This window comes from Streptomyces sp. HUAS MS02, from assembly GCF_055702265.1.
This window is the reverse complement of record NZ_CM146747.1, coordinates 6054822-6076211: the sequence shown is the minus strand read 5'-3', so window position 1 is coordinate 6076211 and position 21390 is coordinate 6054822. Positions and strand designations below refer to the sequence as shown.

At 71.1% G+C, this 21390-nt stretch carries 17 protein-coding genes and 1 other RNA gene; 4 read left to right on the top strand and 14 right to left on the bottom strand.

What is annotated here, in order from left to right; all coding sequences use genetic code 11:
• Positions 1–38: 38 nt before the first annotated feature.
• The 8 genes from ACZ9QC_RS26115 to ACZ9QC_RS26080 form a co-directional block, all read right to left on the bottom strand.
• Positions 39–1421 (bottom strand): nitrate/nitrite transporter, encoded by a 1383-nt coding sequence (locus ACZ9QC_RS26115; protein ID WP_472915338.1) that lies wholly within the window; start codon positions 1419–1421, stop codon positions 39–41.
• A gap of 202 nt (positions 1422–1623) precedes the next feature.
• Complete coding sequence (locus ACZ9QC_RS26110) at positions 1624–3003, bottom strand: serine hydrolase domain-containing protein (protein WP_472915337.1); 1380 nt, start codon at positions 3001–3003, stop codon at positions 1624–1626.
• A gap of 368 nt (positions 3004–3371) precedes the next feature.
• Positions 3372–3827, bottom strand: coding sequence for a helix-turn-helix domain-containing protein (locus ACZ9QC_RS26105; RefSeq protein WP_472915336.1), 456 nt, complete (start codon positions 3825–3827; stop codon positions 3372–3374).
• Between the two features lie 149 nt (positions 3828–3976).
• Positions 3977–4783, bottom strand: coding sequence for a hypothetical protein (locus tag ACZ9QC_RS26100; protein WP_472915335.1), 807 nt, complete (start codon positions 4781–4783; stop codon positions 3977–3979).
• A gap of 118 nt (positions 4784–4901) precedes the next feature.
• The gene (locus ACZ9QC_RS26095) at positions 4902–6158 is read right to left on the bottom strand and encodes an acyltransferase family protein (RefSeq protein ID WP_472915334.1); all 1257 of its coding nucleotides are present in this window, start codon (positions 6156–6158) and stop codon (positions 4902–4904) included.
• Positions 6155–8470 carry a glycosyltransferase gene (locus tag ACZ9QC_RS26090; protein WP_472915333.1) on the bottom strand — a complete coding sequence of 772 codons (2316 nt, stop codon included), beginning with the start codon at positions 8468–8470 and terminating at the stop codon, positions 6155–6157. Before ACZ9QC_RS26090 ends, ACZ9QC_RS26095 begins: the two co-directional genes overlap by 4 nt.
• The gene (locus ACZ9QC_RS26085; RefSeq protein WP_472915332.1) at positions 8470–9474 is read right to left on the bottom strand and encodes a hypothetical protein; all 1005 of its coding nucleotides are present in this window, start codon (positions 9472–9474) and stop codon (positions 8470–8472) included. Before ACZ9QC_RS26085 ends, ACZ9QC_RS26090 begins: the two co-directional genes overlap by 1 nt.
• A 160-nt stretch (positions 9475–9634) precedes the next feature.
• On the bottom strand, positions 9635–10609 hold the full coding sequence (locus ACZ9QC_RS26080) for a LysR family transcriptional regulator (RefSeq protein WP_472915331.1): 975 nt from the start codon (positions 10607–10609) through the stop codon (positions 9635–9637).
• 83 nt (positions 10610–10692) lie between these two features.
• On the opposite strand from ACZ9QC_RS26080, the gene ACZ9QC_RS26075 reads away from it, so the two are divergent.
• The 3 genes from ACZ9QC_RS26075 to ACZ9QC_RS26065 all read left to right on the top strand — a co-directional run bounded on the left by ACZ9QC_RS26075 (position 10693) and on the right by ACZ9QC_RS26065 (position 15705).
• A complete protein-coding gene (locus tag ACZ9QC_RS26075) occupies positions 10693–12162 on the top strand; it encodes an MFS transporter (RefSeq protein WP_472915330.1) in 1470 nt (489 codons plus the stop codon).
• Positions 12163–12409: 247 nt separating this feature from the next.
• A complete protein-coding gene (yicI, locus tag ACZ9QC_RS26070; RefSeq protein WP_472915329.1) occupies positions 12410–14695 on the top strand; it encodes an alpha-xylosidase in 2286 nt (761 codons plus the stop codon).
• Entirely contained in the window at positions 14692–15705 is a 1014-nt protein-coding gene (locus ACZ9QC_RS26065; RefSeq protein WP_472915328.1) for a LacI family DNA-binding transcriptional regulator, read from the top strand. Before yicI ends, ACZ9QC_RS26065 begins: the two co-directional genes overlap by 4 nt.
• 75 nt (positions 15706–15780) lie before the next feature.
• On the opposite strand, the gene ssrA is transcribed toward ACZ9QC_RS26065, so the two are convergent.
• The 5 genes from ssrA to ftsE form a co-directional block, all read right to left on the bottom strand.
• Positions 15781–16167, bottom strand: a transfer-messenger RNA (tmRNA) gene (gene ssrA / locus ACZ9QC_RS26060).
• 112 nt (positions 16168–16279) lie between these two features.
• Positions 16280–16822 carry an SsrA-binding protein SmpB gene (gene smpB / locus ACZ9QC_RS26055; RefSeq protein WP_254408619.1) on the bottom strand — a complete coding sequence of 181 codons (543 nt, stop codon included), beginning with the start codon at positions 16820–16822 and terminating at the stop codon, positions 16280–16282.
• A 112-nt stretch (positions 16823–16934) separates the two neighbouring features.
• The gene (locus ACZ9QC_RS26050; protein WP_472915327.1) at positions 16935–18158 is read right to left on the bottom strand and encodes a S41 family peptidase; all 1224 of its coding nucleotides are present in this window, start codon (positions 18156–18158) and stop codon (positions 16935–16937) included.
• A 67-nt stretch (positions 18159–18225) separates the two neighbouring features.
• On the bottom strand, positions 18226–19143 hold the full coding sequence (gene ftsX / locus ACZ9QC_RS26045) for a permease-like cell division protein FtsX (protein ID WP_472915326.1): 918 nt from the start codon (positions 19141–19143) through the stop codon (positions 18226–18228).
• Between the two features lie 34 nt (positions 19144–19177).
• Positions 19178–19867, bottom strand: coding sequence for a cell division ATP-binding protein FtsE (gene ftsE / locus ACZ9QC_RS26040; protein ID WP_472915325.1), 690 nt, complete (start codon positions 19865–19867; stop codon positions 19178–19180).
• Between the two features lie 268 nt (positions 19868–20135).
• Here ftsE and ACZ9QC_RS26035 point away from each other — a divergent pair, with 268 nt between their 5' ends.
• Entirely contained in the window at positions 20136–20327 is a 192-nt protein-coding gene (locus ACZ9QC_RS26035; protein WP_005486830.1) for a hypothetical protein, read from the top strand.
• 126 nt (positions 20328–20453) lie between these two features.
• Here the strand turns inward: ACZ9QC_RS26035 and ACZ9QC_RS26030 are convergent, their stop codons facing one another.
• Entirely contained in the window at positions 20454–21353 is a 900-nt protein-coding gene (locus tag ACZ9QC_RS26030; RefSeq protein WP_472915324.1) for a hypothetical protein, read from the bottom strand.
• Positions 21354–21390 lie beyond the last annotated feature (37 nt).

Sequence of the window (21390 nt, the reverse complement as noted above, 5' to 3'; positions counted from 1 at the left end):
GCTGGTGTTACGCCACACCTCGCGCGGCATGGGCGATGTCACACCTCGGCGTAGCTGAGCTGCGGCTTCGTTTCGGTCGTGGCGGTGGTCGCAGCCGTGTTCGAGGCCGTTCGGCGAAGGTATACGGCCCAGGTCACCGCGAAGCAGAGTCCGTAGAAGGCGAGGAAGGCGACGAAGGCGCCGGTGCCGGAGCCCACGGAGAGGAAGGACTGCCGGAAGGCCAGGTTGATGCCGAGGCCGCCGAGGGCGCCCACCGCGCCGATGATGCCCATGGAGGCACCGGAGAGACGGCGTCCGTAGGCCGCGGCCTCCTCGCCCTCCAGGCCCTTGGCGAGGGCCTTGGCCTGGAAGATGCCCGGGATCATCTTGAAGGTGGAGCCGTTGCCGAGTCCGGTGAGGACGAACAGCGCGATGAAGGCGGTGGTGAAGAGCGGCAGCGACTTCTGCATGGAGGCGATGACGATGATCCCGGTGGCGGCGGCCATGCCGACGTAGTTCCACAGGGTGATCTTGGCGCCGCCGTACTTGTCGGCGAGCGCGCCGCCGAGGGGCCGGATCAGCGAGCCGAGCAGCGGGCCGATGAAGGTGACGTAGGCGGACTCCAGGGGCGTACGGCCGAACTGGGTCTGCAGGACGAGGCCGAAGGCGAAGCTGTAGCCGATGAAGGAGCCGAAGGTGCCGATGTAGAGGAAGGACATGATCCAGGTGTGGGCCTCCTTCACGGCGTCCTTCGCGGCACCGGTGTCGTTCTTCACGGACGCGATGTTGTCCATGTAGACGGCGGCGAGGACCGCGGAAACGACGATGAAGGGGATGTAGATCCCGAGCAGGACGCGGGGGCCGCCGGAGGCGCCGATGACGGCGAGACCGATGAGCTGCACGACCGGGACACCGATGTTGCCGCCGCCCGCGTTGAGACCGAGCGCCCAGCCCTTCTTCCGCAGCGGGAAGAAGGCGTTGATGTTCGTCATGGAGGAGGCGAAGTTGCCGCCGCCGATGCCGGCGAGCATCGCGCAGATCAGGAACGTGTTGAACGAGGTCCCCGGCTCCATCACGACGAAGGCCGCGATGGTCGGGATCAGCAGCAGGCTCGCGGAGACCACCGTCCAGTTGCGTCCGCCGAAGATCGCCACCGCGAAGGTGTACGGGATGCGGACGATGGCACCGACCAGGGTGGCCATCGAGACGAGGAAGAACTTGTCGGCCGGGGTGAGTCCGTACTCGGGGCCCATGAAGAGCACCATCACCGACCAGACGGTCCAGATGGAGAAGCCGATGTGCTCCGAGAGCACCGAGAAGAAGAGGTTGCGGCGGGCGACCTTCTCGCCGGTCTCGTTCCAGAAGGCTTCGTTCTCAGGGTCCCAGTGCTGAATCCAGCGGCCTCCCCTGCTCGATGCGGGGGCAGTGCTCGGGGCTGTCATGACGCCTCCACGTTCTCCGGGCTCCGGTGTCGCGATGCGGTGATGAGGGGTGATGAGTCCCGAAGGTAGGGAGAGCGCGTTTCCTGGCTGTGGCACCGGGTGACCGGAAGGGAACTTTGCTCTCACGAGCGGGCGGACCGGTCGGTGAGGAATCGGTGAGCAGGGCGTCATACCGGGCCGTCACCTGGTGGATACCCGGTGGTCACGCCACTTTCGGCGCGGCCCTCATGCCAATGTAGGCGCACCGCGTGCCGTCGCTCAGCGTGGCGAAGACCACAGGCATCCAGTCCTCCGCGAACGAGGCACCGCCGCCCGCACCGGCGAACACCGTCTCCGACAGGGGCACGAGTTCCATCTCCAGGTCAGGCGAGTAGCCGACCATGCCGTCCACGAAGGCGTACGTCAGGTGCGGTGTGCCGTTCCTCTCGCTGATCGTGATGACGACTCCCTCCCTCTTGTACGTACCGGTCCAGGGCGTGATGTCGACGGCGGGCGGCTCGGCGGGCGGGGCGAACGGGACGGGCAGGGTGATTCCGGCCAGCTCCGCCAGCAGCTCGCGCAGCAGGTCGGCGTAGAGCAGGCGGGAGGAACCGCCGTTGGTGAGCAGCGCGACGGCGACGCCCCGGGTGGGCACCACGCGCAGGAAGGCGTACTGGCCGGTCGCGGCGCCGTCGTGGCCGTAGCCCGGGACGCCGTCCCAGTCGTAGAGCGTCCAGCCGAGGCCCCAGCCGTCGGCGCTGACCGTCCACTTGTCGGGGACGTCGGTCTCGCGGGTCTGCATGGCCGTCACCGTCTCGGGGCGGAGGACGCCGGCGCCCCCGTCGAGGTGGGCCTTGGCGTACCGGACGACGTCGCCGGCGGTGGCGAGCACCCGGGCGCCCGGGCCTGCCGCGCGCGGCATCAGGTCCCAGACCGGGGCCGGGGTCTGCGCCCCGTCCTCCCCCGCCAGGTGCCCCATCGCCACGCGGAACGGCAGCGCCTCCTCCGGCAGCGTCATGGAGTGCGTCAGGCCGAGCGGCGCGAATACGCGCTCCTTGAGGGCCTGGTCCCAGGTCAGCCCGGTCAGGACCTCGACGATCCGGCCGAGGACGACGTACCCGATGCCGCTGTACGACACCGCCGTGGCCGGCGGGCAGTCCATCGCCACACCCTTCGCGGCCTCGACGTACTTGGCGATCGCGTCGTCGCCGCGCCCGGTGTCGATGTGGAAGTCGCAGGTCAGGCCGCTGGTGTGGGAGAGCAGCATGCGGGGCGTGATGACCTCGGTGGCGGCCGGGTCGACGGTCGCGAACTCCGGCAGCACCTTCACCACCGGGACGTCCAGATCGAGTTCGCCGGACTCCACCAGCTGCATGACCAGGGCGGCGGTGTAGACCTTCGCGATCGAGCCGAGCTGGAAGACGGAGTCGGTGGTGGCCTCCACGCCGGTCGCACGGCTCAGCACCCCGCTCGCGAGTTCGTGGACCTCACCGTCCACGACGAACGCGAGGCTCGCGCCCGGCACGTCGTGGGTGGCGCGGAGGGTGTCGAGGCGGCGCTGCCAGTGGGCGAGGTCGAGGGCGGGGGCGGTGGGCTGGGACATGGCGAAACCTCCGGGAAGCGTGGGTGCGGGGCCGCCGCCGCGTCCTGCGCGGCGACACGGAACACTGTACGCACTGCGAACACTGTGCGCAACAGAGGACGACGTACCCAGGTGGGCGCGCAGAAGGCCGCGCACGGCGACTGCCGGGCGCGGTCGGGGGTGGTTGGGGGTGGGGGGAGGGTTCAGAAGCGTGGAGGCTTAGGGCGGGGTGTCTCGGTGGGCGGAGCGATCAGCGGGCGGGGGGACGGCGGTCAGCCGGCGGGTCGGCGGGGCAGCGGACAGCCATCGGGGAGGCGGCCCTCAGCCGACGAGGCGGCAGCCAGTCGGCGAGGCGGCGGCCGTCAGCCGACGACACGCGGCGGCGGCCGTCAGTCGTCCGCGCGGTCGTGCGGGCCCGGGGCCGGGGCCCGCTCCGGGCCGTGTCTGAGTTGTTCGGTGATCCGGACGAACGCTGCCCGGAGGTGCTCCGGGATGCCCAGCGCGGTCGCCGCCTGCTCGGCGGAGAGGGGGTGACCGCCGGGGGCCGTGCCGGGCCCGGGCGGTGTCGAGGGCTGGGGCAGGTCCTGTTCGGTCAGCTTGCCCGAGCGGATCAGGATGTCACGCACCGGGACACCGAGCGCCCGGGACAGCCCGCGCATCGTCTCCAGATCGGGCATGCTCCGCCGCTGCAGCAGCCGGGTGACGGCCGCCCGGTGCACCCCCGCGTCCTCGGCCGGCCTGGTCTTCCCACCGCCGCGCGGGCTGTCGATGTCGTACCCGCGCGCCCGCATCACGCCCTCCATCCAGGCCGCGAACGCGTCGATGTGTCCGGCATCGCTCTTCATGGTCGACGCTCCTCCTCCGACCGGAACCGGCCCCGAGCCGGCCCCCGGACGATGTAGTCGTCACCGCTCCGCCGCTTGGTTGCCCCGGGACACAGCGGTGGGGGTGGGCCCCCGACCACGGCCCACCCCCATCGACGTACCCGGGCGCGTCAGCTCGACGACTCGCCCACGTAGCTGAGCCGGTCCGTACCGCCCTTCTCCCAGGTGATGATCACGTCGTCGCCGGAGCGGCGGACCGTGGCGAAGGTGACGTCCTCGTCGCTGACGTCCTTGGAGGCCATGGGGGTCAGCGCCATACGGAAGTTGTTGTCGTCGCGGTAGGCGCCGACGCCGGTCAGGATGCCCTTGCCGCCGACCATGTCTATGTAGGAGAGCGGGTGCTGGCCCTTGCCGTCGCCGCTGGTCTGCTCGGCGCCGATGGTGAGGGTCCGGGCGTCGTCGTCCTGCCACTGGCCCTCGACGCCCTTGGCGGGCGCGGTGGTCGAACCGCCGTCGTCCAGACCGCCGTCGGGCGTTCCGAGGCCCCCGTCGCCGGCGTCGTCGGTGGCCTCCTCCGTCGGGGTCGCCGCGTCGGTCTCCGAGGCCGAGACGCTCTGCCGGGGCTTGGCCGTGGTGTCGTCGTCCCCGTCGCCGGTGAGGAGGAAGATGCCCCCGCCGATCACCGCGAGCGCCGCCACGGCGGCCACGACGATCATCGCGACTTTGCCACCGCTACCGCCGGAGGGCGGTGGCGGAGGCGGGTAACCCCCGTACTGCGGGCCGTAGTTCGGCGCCCCCGGCACCCCGTACGGCTGCTGCCCGCCGGCCCCGTACGGCTGCTGCGGAGCCGTCGCGTACGGGTTCGGGGGCTGGCCGGGCACCTGGCCCGGGGGCGGGTACGCCCCCGGGTACGGCTGCTGCGGCGGCTGGGCTCCGTAGCCGTCGTACGGCGGCTGGCCGGGAGGAGGCTGGGTCATCGGCGGGTGTCACTCCTTGAGTCGCTTCGGCGAGGCGAGCAGTGCGCGGAACACCTGCCTCAAGCGACCTCAACATCCAACACCCGGTCAGTCGTACGCAAGTGCGTATCCCGGTTGGTTACCGGGTCAGTACACGACGGCTCGGCCACCACCGGGGCCTGCGCCGGGCCGCCAGGTCCTCCGCCCAGCCGAAGGCGACGACGCAGACGGCGATCAGCAGCCACGTCAGGACCAGCACGGGCCAGACGCTCTCCAGCAGCCAGGGCACGTTCTGTTCGAGGAACACCACGCTCCACAGCCGGTCCCACTGGGTCGCGGCGATCAGGATGCAGGTGTTGTGCCAGAGATAGATCGTCACCGCACGGGCGTTGAGCAGGGTGATCAGCACGTCCCAGCGGCGCAGCCGGTCCGGCCACTCCTGCCACGACGGGCTGATGTGCAGCAGCAGCGCCACCGTGCCGACGGAATAGAGCGCCTGGGCGAACGGCATGCTGTCCAGGTCGTTGCCGGTGCCGAAGTCGTGGTTCAGGGCGTACCAGAGGCCGGTCAGGGCGACCGCCGGGGCCACGGAGGGGACGAGGTAGCGCGGCAGGCGCGCGAGGATGCCCTCCTGGTGGGCCATGCCGAGGATCCAGCAGGCGCCGAAGGTGCTGAAGTCCGTCAGCCCCGACGCGAACCGCTCGCCCGGCAGTTGGAGCAGGCCCAGCTCGAAGACGCCGGCCAGGGCGATCGGCGCGAGGACCGTCACCGCCGGCACCGCCCGCAGCGCGCGGAGCAGCAGCGGGGAGAGGACGACGTACCAGATGTAGGCGCGGACGTACCAGAGCGGTCCGGCGAGTTCCGCGGCCCAGTCGGCGCCGACGAGCCCGTGCACTCCGGGCAGGCCCTCGGCGTACGGCGGGTCGCTGACCGGGAGGACCCAGAACGTGAGGTGGAACCACCACCAGGCGGGGTGTCCGTCCGCGTCCGGCCCCCATCCCTGGACCACCATCGCGGTCACGCCGACGACGCCGAGCAGCCACACCGGCGGCAGCAGTCGGCGCAGGCGGCCGCGGACGACGCCAAGGGCCGGGCGCTTCAGCGAGCGTGCCATGAGGTTGCCGGCGAGGGCGAACATCACGCCCATGGAGGGGAAGAGGAGCGGCAGCCAGGCCCAGCCGGTGAGGTGGTAGAGCACCACCCGGAAGAGGGCGAGGGCCCTGAGGAGGTCGAAGTACCGGTCCCGGCCGGGGGCGCGGGCGGGCGGGTCCTGCGGTCCGGCACCGGCCTGCGGGGGCACGCCCGGCGCGGTGGAACCGGACTGCGCGGAGTCGGACTGCGCGGAGTCGGGCGGCGTGGAGTCCGGTGGCGTGGAGCCGTGGGCGAGGGTGCTCATCCGACGGGCCTCCGTTCGCCCGACTGCTGCTGAGGCACGGCCCCTTCCGGGGAGCCGCCGGGCAGCCCCACGGCCCCCGTCCGCCGCAGCTTCTGCCAGCGCAGCCGGCCGCCGGTGAGCGCCGTGATCCACGACTGGAGCAGGACGACGTACATCAGCTGGCGGTAGAGGAGTTGCTGGAGCGGGAGGGAGATCAGGTGGGTCATGCGTTCCTTGTCGAGGTGGAACGCGAGGGCCGCGCAGACCACCTGGACGGCGAGGACGCCCAGCCAGGCGCCGATCGTCTTCTCCGTGGGCCCGAAGATCAGCCCGTAGAGCAGGAAGACGTCGATGAGCGGGGCCAGCAGGGGCGCGACGACCATGAAGAGGGACACCAGCGGCAGGCCCACGCGCCCGAAGCGGCCGGAGGGGCCCCGGTCGAAGAGTGAGCCTCGGTGCTTCCAGATCGCCTGCATGGTGCCGTACGACCAGCGGTAGCGCTGGGACCACAGCTGCTGGACGGATTCCGGTGCCTCGGTCCAGGCGCGCGCGTTCTCGGCGTAGACGACGTGCCAGCCGTCGCGGTGCATGGCCATGGTGATGTCGGTGTCCTCGGCGAGGGTGTCCTCGCTCATCCCGCCGACGCGTTCGAGGGCCGTGCGGCGGAACGCCCCGACCGCGCCGGGGATGGTCGGCATGCAGCGCAGGATGTCGTACATCCGGCGGTCGAGGTTGAAGCCCATCACGTACTCGATGTGCTGCCAGGCCCCGATGAGGGTGTCCCGGTTGCCGACCTTGGCGTTGCCCGCGACCGCGCCGACGCGGGGGTCGGCGAAGGGCTGGACCAGCTCACGGACGGTGGACGGTTCGAAGACCGTGTCGCCGTCCATCATGACGATGATCTCGTGCCGGGCGTTGGCGATGCCCCGGTTGAGGGCGGCGGGCTTGCCCGCGTTGAGCTGCCGTACGACGCGGACGCCCGGCAGGTCCTTGCCCAGTTCCTCGACGATGCCGGCCGTGCCGTCGCTGGAGCCGTCGTCGATGACCAGCACCTCGATGGGGTGGTCGCTCGCCACCAGGGAACGGACCGTCGTCTCGATGCACTTGGCCTCGTTGTACGCGGGGACGAGCACCGAGACGGGTTCCGTGACCGGCCCGTCCGGGCCCCAGCGGAAGTTCCGGCGGCGGACCCGGCGGGCGTGCACGAGGGACAGGACCAGCATCAGGCCGAAGCGGGCGAGGACGAGGACGCCGACGACCGCGAGGGCGACGACGAGGACGCTGGTCGTCTGCTCCGAGACCTGCACCAGGGTGACCCAGATCTTGCCCTTCACCAGGCCGAGGCCGGTGACCGGGGTGTGTGCGCTGGGGGCCTTCAGGGCTCCGGTCAGGGTGTCGAACTTGTAGCCCTTGACCTGGAGTTGGGGGATGTAGCGGTCCAGCGCGGCGACGGTCTGCGAGCGGTCGCCGCCGGAGTCGTGCATCAGCACGATCGCGCCCTCGCCGCGCTCGGGCGTGGACCGGCGGATGATCTCGGCGACGCCCGGCCGCTTCCAGTCCTGGCTGTCGGTGTCGCTGACGACGGTGATGTAGCCGCGGCTGCCGATGTACTGCGTCACCGGCCAGGTCCGGTTGTCCATGCGCTCCGAGAACGACGAGTACGGCGGCCGGAACAGCGAGGTGCGGATGCCGGCGGCGCCCGCGAGCGCCAGCTGGTTCTGGGAGAGCTCCCAGTCGATGCGGTCCTTGGTCTGGAGCGAGAGGTCCGGGTGGTTGAAGGTGTGCAGACCGATCTCGTGGCCCTCGTCGACCATCCGCTGGACCAGGTCCGGGTAGCGGGAGGCCATGGTGCCGGTGATGAAGAAGACGGCCTTGGCGTCGTGCTTCCTCAGCATGTCGAGGACCTTGGGCGTCCACTTGGGGTCGGGCCCGTCGTCGAAGGTCAGCACCAGCTCGTAGTCGGGGACGTCGAGGGCGAGCTGCCGTCCGGAGCGGGTGTCGATCACGGGCCCGCCGTTCAGTATCTTCTTCGGCACCCGGTCGTTCGAGATGGGCGGCCCGACCCGGTGGTCCGCGAGGATCTCGCTGTGCACGTATCCGCGCAGCATGAGCATGGCCATCAGGGCGAGGAGCAGCACACTGGGCAGCAGGTAGCGCAGCGGCAGGCGCCGCCCGGAACGCTTCTTCGGGCTCTTGCGCGACCGCTTGGCCTTCGCTGAGCCGTTCCCCGGGCTGTCGGCGGCACTATCCGTACTTGTGTTCGAGGAGCGCGGTGGGCGGGAGGGGCGCTTGGCGGCACGCGAAGGCGTGCCGCCGCGCTGGGAGCGGGTCATCAGGCGGGTGTCTCCGGGTTCTGCGGGTCCTGCGGGCCCGCCGGCTCCTGCGGGCTCTGCGAGCTGTCCGAACTGTCCGAGGTCGCCGGGGCCGGCTCGACGGGTGCCGGCGAGGCGGGACCGCCGGCGACGGTGTCCGTGCCGCCGCCGTCCGGAGCGGGTCCGGGGTCGGTGGTGTCCGAGGGCGCGGGCGAAGGCGAGTCCGAGGGGCTGGGGTCGACCTTCGGCGGCTCGGACGCGGAGTCGGACGGCTCGGGGTCCTTGGCGCTGGTGCTCGGCTTCGGCCGCGGCACCACGCCGGCGCTGGGGGCGGCCGAGGGCTCGGCACCGGCGGACTTCTCCGGTTGCCTGGCCCGGCCCGACGCACCGGTGGGCGACTTGCCGCCGGGCGAGGCCGTGGCGCCCGCGCGGCCGCCGCCCGGACCGGAGTCCGGCACGAAACCGTCCGCCGTGTCGGACCGTTCGTCCGACTCGGCGGGCTCCGGGGGCGTGTCCACCTTGCCCGCCGGCTTGTCGTCCTTCTGCATCGGCACCGGCAGCCAGGGCGCGTCGGAGTTGCCCGACACCAGGGTGCCGACGATGACCACGGCGTACGCCGCGCAGGCGGTGCCGACGGCGATGCCGAGCCGCCGGTAGAGGTTGCGGCGCCGCCCCGACTCGTCGACGAAGACCGGCCCGTCGGAGTCCTGACCGGCGCCCGCCGCGTCCCCGTTCCAGCCGGCGTGCCTGCCGGTCCCTTCCTCCACCTCACGCCCGACGCCGTCGAGCTGCACGGTCACCTCGTGCGGATCGTGGTTGCGCCCGGGCTGGTCGGGCTGTTCCCAGGGCCTGGCCTCCACCTGGGAGACGGCTCCCGTTCTGCCGGCGGCGTCGGGCCAGACCAGCTCGTCCGACGCACCGCTGCCACTGCCACTGCCACTGCCACTGCCACCACGGCCCGGACCCGGGCCCTCGCCCTCGGTCCGCTTCGGCTGAATGCCCTTGGGCCAGTTGTCGACGTGCACGCACTTCCCCCCACGGGATCGTTCCGAGCGCGTGGTCGATGCCGGACGGTCGCACTTTCCTGTACCGGACCGGGCCCCCACCCGATCCGGGGCGCCCCACCCATCACACGCACCCGGGCCAACGAATGTAGGGGCGGGAAAGATGTGTATGTGTGTGACGTCAGGTGAAGGTCATCATGATGAGTGCATCTGTGGGCGGAATCCACCCGTCCTCCGGATGTGACAGCCATACTTCCGCCCGCCCGAGTTCGGCCGCGGCCCTCCGCAACGCGTCGAGCCCCGGGTGACCGAACCCCTTGCGCCACACCAGCGAGACCGGGGACAGCGGCACGGGGTCGACGAGCGGCCGCGTCACCGTGCCCGGCATGGGCGGGAAGTCCACCACCGCCAGCACCGGTGACCTCGTCTTGGCCATGATCCGCTGGAACTCCTCCTCCCCCACGGCCAACGGGGCGGGCGCCGCGACCTCGATGCCCCGCCCCTCGAAGAGCCGCGCCGCCAGATCCGTCCACTCCGGCGTACGGGGGTTCCCGGCGCCCGCGTACACCCGCTCGCCCGCGAGCTCCGCCAGCGGTACGGCGTCCAGCGCGGCCAGCCGGTGGTCCTCGGGCAGGATCACCGTCATCGGCGTGTACCGCACCGGCTGCTGCGCGAGCCGTGCCCGCACCGCCGGTTCGAGCCCGGCGAACCTCCCGAACGACACGTCCAGCCGCCCGGCGAGGATCTCGGCGGCCGCATACGTGAGCCCGCTCTCGTAGCGGGCCATCAACTCCAGCTCCGGCGCGAGTTCACGGGCCCGCCGCAGCACGCGTGCCCCGGTGGCCAGTCCCGGCGAGTTCAGGTCCACCAGCAGGGGCCGCACCTGCCGGAACGCGGCCATCAGCTCCTCGTGCGCGTCCAGCACCCGCCGCGCGTGGGGCACCAGCCGCTCCCCGTCCCCCGTCAGCACCACCTGCCGGGTGCTCCGCACGAACAGCTCCACCCCCAACTCCCGCTCCAGCCGCCGCACATCCCGGCTGAGCGCCTGCTGGGCGACGTAGAGCCGGGCGGCGGCCCGGGTGAAGTGCAGCTCTTCGGCGACGGCGAGAAACCCCCGCAGCAACCGGGGCTCGACGGCAAAGGGCACGGTGGGCATCCGCCGAATTTACAACCGGACCGCGTGAATCACCACGGACCAGGTGTTGGACGGTGGATCATGACCGGGGCGACGGTAGCCCCATGCCGCACCGACCCGAACCCGCCGAACAGCACGGCCCGCTGCTCACTGTCACCGCCGACACCCTCGTCGCAGCCGACTTCCGCCCCCGCCGACGAAAGGGGCGCGGGGAACTGCGCGAGAAGCCCCACCGGCCCCGCACCCGCCGACGCAGGGGCGCAGCCCCTGCTTCTCAGGGGCGCGGGGAACTGCGCGACCAGCCACAACGCACCCGCACCCGCCGACGCACAACCACCCCCACCCCATCAGGCGCCACCACCCCCTACCGCGCCCTCTTCCAACACCCCGGCACCCTCCGCTTCACCGCCGGAGGCATCCTCGCCCGCCTCCCCATGGGCATGTTCGGCATCAGCGCGATCCTCATGATCGCCGGCACCCGCGGCTCCTACGCCCTCGCCGGCGCCGTCGTCGCCACCGGCCTCGCCGCCACCGCCCTGGTCGCCCCCTGGACCGCCCGGCTGGTGGACCGCCACGGCCAGGCCAGGATCGCCGTCCCCGCCGCCGCCGTCGCCCTCCTCGGCGGCCTCGGCCTGATCGCCTGTGTCCACTGGAACGCCCCCGACTGGGCCCTGTTCGCCTCCTACGCGGCCACCGCCACGGCCCCCAACACCGGCGGTATGGCCCGCGCCCGCTGGGCCCATCTCCTGAAGGACGACCCGGCCGCCCTGCACACCGCCAACTCCTTCGAACAGGCGGCGGACGAGCTCTGCTTCATGCTCGGCCCGGTGATCGCCGCCTTCCTCTGCACCACCCTGTTCCCCGAGGCCGGCACCCTGATCGGCGGTCTGCTCTGCATGACGGGCGTCCTGCTCTTCGCCGCCCAGCGCACCACGGAACCGCCGCCCACGGGCCGTACGACCGCGAAGTCCCCCCTCAGGACCCCCGGGATCCCCCAACTCCTCGCCGTCTTCCTCGCCACCGGCGCGGTCTTCGGCTCCATGGAGGTCGTCACCATCGCCTACGCGGACGCCCGGGGCCACGCCTCCTCGGCGGGGGTGATCCTCGGCCTCCAGGCGGCCGGCTCCTGCGCGGCGGGCCTGGCGTACGGCGCGCTGCGGGTGACGGGCCCGGCGGAACGCCGCTTCCGCCGGTGCCTGGCCGCGATGACCGCCCTGATGGCGCTGCCCTGGCTCACCGCCGCCACCACCGGCTCCCTGCTGTTCCTCGCCCCGGCCCTCCTCCTCGCCGGCATGGCCACCGCCCCCACGATGGTCACCGCCATGACGGTGGTCCAGCACCGCACCCCACCAGGCCAGTTGAACGAGGGCATGACCCTCGCGGTCACCGGGCTGCTCGGCGGGATAGCGGGCGGCTCGGCCCTCGGCGGCTGGTTCGCGGAACACGACCCGGCAGCGGGCACCGGCCTCGCCCCCGGCACCACCGGCTTCGCGGTACCGGTGGTCGCGGCCGCCCTGGCCCTGCTGATCGCGGCGATCCGGACGAATTCCCGCCCGCCCATTGACGCGCTCTGAGGTCACCCTTAGCTTCCATCGAAGCGCTTCGATGCCATTCATCGAAGCGATTCGACCGCACCGTTCGACGATCGGGGCCCACTCCGCACGCTTCCTCCTCCGCGGCGGATTCCAGCGGTCGCCCGCTGGGGTTCCTGCTTCACCGACGACCGCCCCGCGCGGCGAACCGGCTCTTCCCGCCCTGCTCCGCAGGAGCTTCGCTTCCTCCCCCGGCTGAAGTCGGGGGCATCCACAGAGGGAGGCCCCGATGAAGTTCACCGACGGCTACTGGCTGCTGCGCGAGGGTGTCACCGCCGCGTACCCGGTCGAGGTGCTCGACGTCACCGCGACGGACGGCGGCGCCCTGGAGGTGCACGCCCCGACCCGGCCCATCCGCCACCGCGGCGACCTGCTGAAGGGACCGGTCGTGACGATCAGCGCCCACGCCCCGATGCCGGACGTCATCGGTGTCACGTTCACCCACTTCGAGGGCGAACGGCCCCGCGGCCCGCGCTTCGAGCTGACCGGCGAGGAGTTCACCCCGCACGCCTCCTACGACGACGAGCACGCCACGCTCACCGCCGGAGAACTGTCGGTCCGTGTCTCCCGCGGCGGCCCCTGGCAGGTCGACTTCCTCGCCCACGGCCGCACGCTCACCACCAGCGGCCCCAAGTCGATGGGCATCATGCGCGAGGCGTCCGGCGCCCACCACCTGCGCGAACAGCTCAACCTGGGCGTCGGCACCTCCGTCTACGGCCTCGGCGAACGCTTCGGGCCGCTGGTCAAGAACGGCCAGGTGGTGGACATCTGGAACGCCGACGGCGGCACGGCCACCGAACAGGCCTACAAGAACGTGCCGTTCTACCTCACCGACGCGGGCTACGGCGTCTTCGTCGACCACCCCGGCAAGGTGTCCTTCGAGGTCGCCTCGGAGGTCGTGTCCAGGGTCCAGTTCAGCGCGGAGACCCAACAGCTCACGTACTACGTCATCTACGGCCCCACCCCGAAGGACATCCTCCGCAAGTACACGGCCCTCACCGGCCGCCCGGCCCTCCCGCCCGCCTGGTCGTTCGGCCTGTGGCTGTCGACGTCCTTCACCACCTCCTACGACGAGGAGACGGTGACCTCCTTCATCGAGGGCATGCGGGAACGCCGGCTGCCCCTGTCCGTCTTCCACTTCGACTGCTTCTGGATGCGCGAGTTCCAGTGGTGCGACTTCGAGTGGGATCCCCGGGTCTTCCCCGACCCGGAGGGCATGCTGGCCCGTCTGAAACGCCGGGGTCTGAGGATCAGCGTCTGGATCAACCCGTACATCGCCCAGCGCTCCCCGCTCTTCGCGGAGGGCAAGGCCCTCGGCCATCTTCTGCGCCGGCCGGACGGCGGTGTCTGGCAGTGGGACCTGTGGCAGCCCGGCATGGCGCTGGTCGACTTCACCAGCGCGGCGGCCCGCGAGTGGTACGCGTCGAAGCTGGAGAGGCTGCTCGCCCAGGGCGTCGACTGCTTCAAGACCGACTTCGGCGAGCGGGTGCCCCTGGACGTGGCCTGGTCCGACGGCACGGACCCGGAGCGGATGCACAACTACTACACCTACCTCTACAACCGCACCGTCTTCGACGTCCTGCGCAAACACCGGGGCGAGGGCGAGGCGGTCCTCTTCGCCCGCTCGGCGACGGTCGGCGGCCAGCGCTTCCCCGTCCACTGGGGCGGCGACTGCGAGTCCACGTACGAGTCGATGGCCGAGTCCCTGCGGGGCGGCCTGTCGCTGGGCCTGTCGGGCTTCGGCTACTGGAGCCACGACATCGGCGGCTTCGAGGGCACCCCCTCGCCCGGCCTCTTCAAACGCTGGATCGCCTTCGGCCTGCTCTCCTCCCACAGCCGGCTGCACGGCTCGTCGTCGTACCGGGTCCCCTGGCTCTTCGACGACGAATCGGTCGACGTGCTGCGGAAGTTCACCCACCTCAAGCTCAGCCTCATGCCCTACCTCTACGAGGCCGCGCGCACCGCCCACACCGAGGGGGTGCCGATGATGCGGGCGATGGTGCTGGAGTTCCCGGACGACCCGGGCTGCGCGCACCTCGAACGCCAGTACATGCTGGGCCCGGACCTCCTCGTGGCGCCCGTCTTCAACGACGAAGGGGACGTCACGTACTACGTCCCCGAGGGCACCTGGACCCGCTTCCCGGACGGCGGCACGGTCACCGGCCCCCGCTGGGTCCGTGAGCGCCACGACTTCCTGAGCGTGCCGCTGCTGGTCCGGCCGGGCGCGGTCGTCCCGGTCGGCGCGAGGGTCGACCGCCCGGACCACGACCACGCCGACGGGGTCACCCTGCACGCGTACGGCCTCGCACACGGCGCCCAGGTGACGGTCCCGGTGGGCGGGGTGACGTTCACCGTCGTACGGGAGGGGAACGTGCTGCGGGCCGCCTGCGGCGACCCGAAAGCGCCCTGGGGGCTGGCGGCGGACGGGCGTGAGGTCCGGGCGGAGGCGGGCACGGGATTCCTGACGATGGAGCTGGACGGGGAGTCCGCTCCCGCGGAAACGAGGTCGAAGTGACGGTGAAGATCACGGACGTGGCCCGGCACGCGGGCGTCTCCCCGAGCACCGTCTCGTACGCGCTGAGCGGCAAGCGCCCGATCTCGGCGGAGACGCGGGCGCGGGTCGAGGCGTCCGTCCGCGAGCTGGGGTACCGCCCGCACGCGGGTGCCCGCGCCCTGGCCGGCAGCAAGTCCAAGGTGCTGGCGATGGTCATGCCGTTACGGGCCGGGATCCATGTGCCGGTGGTCATGCGGTTCGCGGTCTCGGCGGTCACGACGGCCCGCGCGCACGACCACGACGTCCTGCTGCTGACGCAGGAGGAGGGCGACGAGGGCCTGCGGCGGGTGGCGGACTCGGCCCTGGTGGACGCGTTGATCGTGATGGACGTCCAACTCCACGACCCGAGGCTGCCGTTGCTGCGCACGCTGGACCGCCCCTCGGTCCTGATCGGCTTTCCCGCCGACCCCTCCGGCCTGACCTGCGTCGACCTGGACTTCAGGACGGCGGGCGAGCTGTGCGTGGAGCATCTGGCCGGTCTGGGTCATCGGGTGGTGGGTCTGATCGGCTCGCCGCCCGAGGTCTACGTCCGCCAGACGTCCTTCGCCCAGCGCGTCGTCCAGGGCTTCACCTCCGCCGCCACCCGCAACGGCATGGCCTCCACCGTCCACCCCTGCGGGGCCACCCCGGCGGCGGCCCGCGCGGTCGCGGAACGGCTCCTGCGCGAACAACCGGCCCTCACGGGTGTGGTGATCCACAACGAGGCCGTCCTGGAGCCCCTCGTCGACGCCTTCGAGCACCTGGGCCTGCGCGTCCCCGCCGACCTCTCGATCACGGCCCTGTGCCCGGACGACCTCGCCACCTCCCTCCCCGTCCCCGTCACCTCGATCGGGATCCCGGCGGCTGAGGTGGGCGAACAGGCGGTGGCCCTGCTGATGAAGAAGCTCTCCGGCACGCCCGTCCCGGAGGCCACCCTGCTCGCGCCCCGGCTGACCGTGCGCGCGAGCACGGTCCGCCGGGTGACGGGATGACCGGGTGTCGGTGCCCGCTGAGAAATGACGAAAGCCCCGCTGCCATACGGCAGCGGGGCCTCGCCCACATGGGAATTGTGGAGATGGCGGGAATCGAACCCGCGTCCAACGGTGTAGAACCAGGGCTTCTCCGTGTGCAGTTCGCTGTGATTTTCTCGGCCCCGGCGATCACGCGAACAAGTCGCCGACGGGCCCAGTCACTGTTTGATTTCCCATTGAACCCCGTGACCGGGCTCAATGGTTTAGTTCCCTAGATTATGCCAGGATCCGGGCCGGGAACGCTCCCGGGCTGACACCCATTAGGGCCTTCGATCACTGCTTATCAGGCAGCGAGAGCGAAGGTCTGGGAATCGCGCTTGGTGTTGGCGATTATTTGGTGCGACATATGGTTAACGAGATCATTGCCGCTTCCTCGACACGCTTCCCCTGCCTCAACATCCGCTGTCGAAACCGATCATCCCCATGTTGTTTTTTCAACGCCCCCCGAAGGGGACTGGCGCACCCGCTGTGAGGTGCAGAGCCATCGTACGTGACCAACGCGAGCGCGTGCCACCGTATTCCCGGCGGCCTCGCCCTACTGGCCCCGCTGCCTCCGCTTCGCCGCCGCGATCGCCCGGTCCGACTCCCGCCGGTCCTGCTTCTCCCGCAGCGTCTGCCGCTTGTCGTACTCCTTCTTGCCTCGCGCGAGCGCGATCTCGGCCTTGGCCCGGCCGTCCTTGAAGTACAGGGCGAGGGGCACGATCGTGTGACCCGTCTCCTGCGCCTTGGACTCCAGCTTGTCGATCTCCTCGCGGTGCAGCAGCAGCTTCCGCTTGCGGCGCGCGGAGTGGTTGGTCCAGCTGCCCTGGTGGTACTCGGGGATGTGGGCGTTGTGCAGCCACGCCTCACCCCGGTCGATCTGGACGAAGCCGTCGGTCAGCGAGGTCCGTCCCTCGCGCAGCGACTTGACCTCGGTCCCCATGAGGACGAGCCCGGCCTCGTAGGTGTCGATGATCGCGTAGTCGTGCCGGGCCTTCTTGTTCTGGGCGACGATCTTCTTCTTGCCGCCCTTCTCGCCGTCCCTGGCCTTGGCGGCCGCCCCGCCCTGCTTGGGCTGGGACTCCTTCGGTACGTACATTCCCTTGCTCATAGTGCCGTCCATTTTGGCACCACGGAGGGGGTGCGGGGGAAACCGATTAACGGGCGCGGTCAGCGTGCACGGTCAAGCGAGCACGATCAACGGGCGTGGCTCACTGCCCGAGGCCGCTCAGCACGGTCTCGGCCCGCTGCAGCGCGTCCTCGTCCGCTTCGAGGTCGGGGGTGATGCCCCGGCCGTCGACGCCCCGGCCGGAGGGGGTGCGGTAGTGGCCGACGGTCAGCTCGGCGACGGAGCCGTCCGGGAGGCGGCTCGGCATCTGCACCGAGCCCTTGCCGAAGGTGCGGGAGCCCACGACCACCGCGCGGCCCCGATCCTGGAGGGCTCCGGTGAGCAGCTCGGCCGCGCTCATCGTGCCGCCGTCGACCAGCGTGACCAGGGGTCTGGTGGTGTCGCCGCCGGGTTCGGCGTGCAGGGCCCGCTCCCTGCCCTTGACGTCGTACGTGGCGACGAGGCCCCCGTCGAGGAAGGCGGAGGCGGCAGTGACGGCCTCGGAGACCAGACCGCCGGCGTTGCCACGGAGGTCGAGGACGAAGCCGGCGGCGTCGGCGGACTGCTCGACGGCGGCTCGTACGACGTCGCCGGAGCCCTTGGTGAACGCGTCGACCGTGATGACGCTGACCCCGCCCGCGGTGCGGCTCACGGTCACGTCCTCGGTGGAGAGGCGGGCCCGGCGCAGGGTCGCGGACCAGGTCCGGCCGGCGCGCTCCAGCTCCAGCCGCACCTTCGTACCGGCGGCCGCGCTCTTCGGGGTCCCGGTGTTCCCCGAGCCCTCGTCGATCACGTCGCCGCGGAGTAAGGAGACGACCTCGGTGACCGGGCGGCCGTCGACCTTCTCGCCGTCGACGCCGACGAGGCGGTCGCCCGCGCGGATCCCGGCGCGGGCGGCGGGCGAGCCGTCCTGCACCCGGATCACCTCGATCCGGCCGTCGCGCTCCAGCCGGGTCCAGAGGCCGACGCCGGTGTACTCGCCGTCGAGAGCCTCCTCGAACTGCTCGTACTCGCCCTCGGAGTAGACCGCGCCCCACCGGTCGCCGCTGCGGCTGACGGCCCGCTCGGCGGCCTCCACGGGGGACTTGCCCTCGGCCATGGCCTCGGCCGCGGCGTCGGCGACTTCCTGCTCCTTGTCGGCCGAGGTGGAGTCCGGGGTGGAGGCCGGGTTGGAGCGGGAGGGGTTCGCGACGGCCGTGGCCTCCCGGCGCGGGTCGTCGAAGCAGCCGGTCGCGGCACCGGTGGCGAGCACGCTCGCGAAGACCAATGTCAGGGCCGCCCCGCGGCGGATGCGGCGGGGCTGGGAAAACAGGTCGCGGCCTGACATGTCGGCGAGTCTAGGACAACGCGAAGGGCCGCACCGGCCCTTGCCGGTACGGCCCCAGGGGCATGCGTCACACCTTCAGGTACTTGCGCAGCGCGACGAACGCGGCCAACGCCGGCATCAGGAAGCTCACCGTGAGGATGAGCGGCAGCTTGATGAGGACCGCGTCCCAGCCGACGAAATTGATCAACGGCAGGTTCTGGGACAGTGCCACACCGTTGTCGATCACGAAGTACTGGCCGAGGCCCAGGAAGACGCAGGCGATCACTCCGCCGATGACGCCGGCGACCGCCGCCTCCATGATGAACGGCGCCTGGATGTAGAAGCCCGAGGCGCCCACCAGCCGCATGATCCCGATCTCACGACGACGGCTGAACGCGGAGACACGCACGGTGTTGACGATCAGCAGCAGCGCGACGACCAGCATGACCGCCATCACACCGCGCGCCGCGAGGTTCAGGTAGCCGAGGAGCTTGAAGAGGTTGTCCAGGATGCCCTTCTGGTCCTGCACCGACTGCACACCGTCACGGCCGTTGAAGGCGCTCGCGATGACCTGGTACTTCTCCGGGTCCTTCAGCTTGATCCGGTACGACTCCTGCATCTGGTCCGGGGTGAGGCTGCTGGCCAGCGGGGAGTCGCCGAACTGCTCCTTATAGTGCTTGTAGGCCTCGTCCTGGGACTCGTGGGCGACGTTCTCGACGACCGCCATCTTGCCCAGGTCGGACTTGATCTGGTTCTTCTGCTCGGTCGTGACGGCGCCCTTGGCGCAGTTGGGGTCGGATTCCGCGTCGCTCTTGTTGCAGAGGAAGATCGACACGTTGACCTTGTCGTACCAGTAGCCCTTCATCTGGCTGACCTGGTCGCTCATCAGCAGCGAGCCGCCGAACAGGGCGAGGGAGAGGGCGACGGAGACGATGACCGCGAAGGTCATCGTGAGGTTGCGGCGGAGACCGACACCGATCTCCGACAGGACGAACTGGGCCTGCATGGCGTCTCGATGAGCCTTTCGTGGACGGGGGCGGTCAGTGCTGGTAGCCGTAGACGCCGCGTGCCTGGTCGCGGACGAGGCGGCCCTTCTCCAGCTCGATGACGCGCTTGCGCATCTGGTCCACGATGTTCTGGTCGTGGGTCGCCATCACCACGGTGGTGCCCGTGCGGTTGATGCGGTCGAGCAGCTTCATGATGCCGACGGAGGTCTGCGGGTCGAGGTTGCCGGTGGGCTCGTCCGCGATGAGGAGCTTGGGCCGGTTCACGAAGGCCCGCGCGATGGCCACCCGCTGCTGCTCACCACCCGACAGCTCGCCCGGCATCCGCCCCTCCTTGCCGCCGAGGCCGACCAGTTCCAGCACCTGCGGCACGGACTTGCGGATCTCGCCGCGCGACTTGCCGATGACCTCCTGCGCGAAGGCGACGTTCTCGCCGACCGTCTTGTTGGGCAGCAGCCGGAAGTCCTGGAAGACCGTCCCCAGCTGGCGCCGCATCTGCGGCACCTTCCAGTTGGACAGCCGCGCGAGATCCTTGCCCAGGACGTGCACCTGTCCCTGGCTGCACCGCTCCTCCCGGAGGATCAGCCGCAGGAACGTGGACTTTCCGGAGCCGGAGGAGCCGACCAGGAAGACGAACTCGCCCTTCTCCACCTCCAGGGAGACATCCCTGAGTGCGGGGCGGGTCTGCTTGGGGTAGACCTTGGACACGTTGTCGAATCGGATCACGGATGCACCACAAGCCGTCGGGGATGGATGGACGAGACTGTACCGCGCCGCCAGCCGGCCCCGGTGAGGGCGCAGCCCGAATAAAAGGGGCGCGGAGAACTGCGCGACCGGCCCCCACCGACCCGCAGCCCTCCGACAACCGGCACCCACCCCTTTCCGAGGCCCCCGCGCAACCTCCGGAGGAACCTGGCACAGTGGTGTAGAGGAACGGTCCGGCTCCGCGAAGCGTTGAGGTATGTGTGAGGCCATTGCAAGGAGGGCGAGGCGCATGACGTACGACCGGTTGGTGTGCGCGAACTGCGCGTCCCCCGTCGCCGAGGGCCGCTGCCATGTGTGCCGGGCCAGCCGCGAGCGGCTCCAGCAGGAGAACCCCTTCGCGAGCCTGAGCCCCATGACCCTGATCGCCCTGCTGGCGATCCTCATAGCGGCTGTGGCCCTGCTGGCGCACCAGACGGCATAGGGGCGCCTCACCGACACGGGGCGTGCGCGGGACGGACGGGACGTCCGACGAGAACGACGAGGGCCCGGGGCTGGCTGCCCCGGGCCCTCGTCGTACATGTGCCGTGCTGTGCCCGATCCTCTGGGATCAGGCGGCGGCGCCGCGGCCGGCCATCAGGCGCGGCAGCAGGCGGAAGCCGATACCGCCGACGATCATCGTGGCGGCGCCGACCAGCAGGAACGTGGTCTCGGCGGCACCCGTCTCGGCCAGCTCGCCGGTGCCGGCGCCCTGGGCCTCGGCCTCCGAGCCGGTGTCGGTGAGGGCCGAGGAGCCCTCCTGCTGCACGGACTCGTCGTTGCCGCCGTCGGTGTCGGTCCCACCGGAGGTGGAGCCGCCGTCGGAGGAACCGCCGGAGGTGGAGGAACCGCCGTCGGTGCCGCCGTCGGACGAACCGCCGGAGGTGGAGCCACCGTCGGAGGAACCGCCGGAGGTCCCGTTGGAGGTGGAGCCGCCCGAGGTGCCGTTGGACGTGCCGTTGGAGGTTCCGTTGGAGGTGGAACCGCCGGAGGTGCCGTTGGACGTGCCGTTGGACGTCCCGTTCGAGCTGGAGCCGGTGGTACCGGTGGTACCGGTCGTGCCGGTGGTGCCCGTGGTACCGGTCGTGCCGGTGGTACCCGTGGTGCCGGTCGTGCCCGTCGTGCCGGTGTCGCCGCCCGTGGTACCCGTCGTACCGACGGTGCCCGTCGTGCTGACGCTGCCGGTCGTGCTGACACTGCCGGTGCTGGTGGTCTCGCCGGTGGTCTCACCGGTCGTGGTCTCACCGGTGGTCTCACCCGTGGTCGCACCCACGTTGGTGTTGCCCTCGGTGTCGTTGCCGGTCTGGACCGAGACGCCGGCCCCGATGGAACCACCGTCGTCGGTGCTGACACCGACGCCGACTCCGAGGTCCAGCGCGGAAGCGGCGCCCGCGGCGGTCAGCGACGCACCGGCGGCGATCACGGCACCCGCGGCTATGCGCGCCACGCGGATCCGCGTCTTCTTCGTCATATGGCTGCTACCCCCAGTAGCTATCAGTAAATGGAGC

Bases quoted from the DNA above. Each gene is read 5' to 3' on its own strand.
- ACZ9QC_RS26080 (WP_472915331.1), bottom strand. From the start codon at position 10,609: ATGCCCACCGTGCCCTTTGCCGTCGAGCCCCGGTTGCTGCGGGGGTTT.
- ACZ9QC_RS26090 (WP_472915333.1), bottom strand. From the start codon at position 8,470: ATGACCCGCTCCCAGCGCGGCGGCACGCCTTCGCGTGCCGCCAAGCGC.
- ACZ9QC_RS26100 (WP_472915335.1), bottom strand. From the start codon at position 4,783: ATGACCCAGCCTCCTCCCGGCCAGCCGCCGTACGACGGCTACGGAGCC.
- ACZ9QC_RS26105 (WP_472915336.1), bottom strand. From the start codon at position 3,827: ATGAAGAGCGATGCCGGACACATCGACGCGTTCGCGGCCTGGATGGAG.
- yicI (WP_472915329.1), top strand. From the start codon at position 12,410: ATGAAGTTCACCGACGGCTACTGGCTGCTGCGCGAGGGTGTCACCGCC.
- ACZ9QC_RS26095 (WP_472915334.1), bottom strand. From the start codon at position 6,158: ATGAGCACCCTCGCCCACGGCTCCACGCCACCGGACTCCACGCCGCCC.
- ACZ9QC_RS26110 (WP_472915337.1), bottom strand. From the start codon at position 3,003: ATGTCCCAGCCCACCGCCCCCGCCCTCGACCTCGCCCACTGGCAGCGC.
- ACZ9QC_RS26050 (WP_472915327.1), bottom strand. From the start codon at position 18,158: ATGTCAGGCCGCGACCTGTTTTCCCAGCCCCGCCGCATCCGCCGCGGG.
- ftsX (WP_472915326.1), bottom strand. From the start codon at position 19,143: ATGCAGGCCCAGTTCGTCCTGTCGGAGATCGGTGTCGGTCTCCGCCGC.
- ACZ9QC_RS26115 (WP_472915338.1), bottom strand. From the start codon at position 1,421: ATGACAGCCCCGAGCACTGCCCCCGCATCGAGCAGGGGAGGCCGCTGG.
- ACZ9QC_RS26075 (WP_472915330.1), top strand. From the start codon at position 10,693: ATGCCGCACCGACCCGAACCCGCCGAACAGCACGGCCCGCTGCTCACT.
- smpB (WP_254408619.1), bottom strand. From the start codon at position 16,822: ATGTACGTACCGAAGGAGTCCCAGCCCAAGCAGGGCGGGGCGGCCGCC.
- ACZ9QC_RS26035 (WP_005486830.1), top strand. From the start codon at position 20,136: ATGACGTACGACCGGTTGGTGTGCGCGAACTGCGCGTCCCCCGTCGCC.
- ACZ9QC_RS26030 (WP_472915324.1), bottom strand. From the start codon at position 21,353: ATGACGAAGAAGACGCGGATCCGCGTGGCGCGCATAGCCGCGGGTGCC.